Genomic DNA, 510 nt, shown 5'->3' with positions numbered 1-510 from the left:
CGTGGCGACTCGCCGTGGCTACAGTTTGACCACGGGGGTGGGATCAGGTAAAGTCATCCCTTGGTGTGCGTTGAGTATTTTAGACATGAGCACCACGGTTTTCTGATTTCGACGGGCCAACCCGGCCCGTTCATCCCAGCAAATTTCCAAGCCTGAATTTTTCAGGCAGTATTTTTCCAGTAATTACTTTTCCAGTAATTAGGAATCGGGGCTTCACAGCCTCCCAGAGATTGGTACGTAAAGTGGTTTACGCAGTTGTGCGCGCCGGAGGGCGGCAGGAGAAGGTAGAGGTCGGTACCATCGTCACGATGGACCGAATCAAGGCTGACAAGGACGGCAACGTCGAGCTGGCCGCCGTGCTTCTCGTCGACGGCGACAAGATCACCTCTGACTCAACGTCGCTGGCCAAGGTCAAGGTGACTGCCGAGGTTTTGAACAACCTCCGCGGCCCGAAGATCGTCATCCAGAAGTTCAAGAACAAGACCGGGTACAAGAAGCGTCAGGGGCACC

General features: G+C 54.9%; 1 protein-coding gene. It reads left to right on the top strand.

The window, feature by feature from the left end:
- Nucleotides 1-242: 242 nt before the first annotated feature.
- Nucleotides 243-510: 50S ribosomal protein L21 (gene rplU / locus JF66_RS21170; RefSeq protein WP_035880964.1), on the top strand; the 268-nt coding region annotated here is incomplete at its 3' end.

This window comes from Cryobacterium sp. MLB-32 (assembly GCF_000738085.1).
Lineage (GTDB): Bacteria > Actinomycetota > Actinomycetes > Actinomycetales > Microbacteriaceae > Cryobacterium.
The sequence above is the reverse complement of the archived record's forward strand: the minus strand, read 5'-3'. Positions and strand labels throughout refer to the sequence as shown.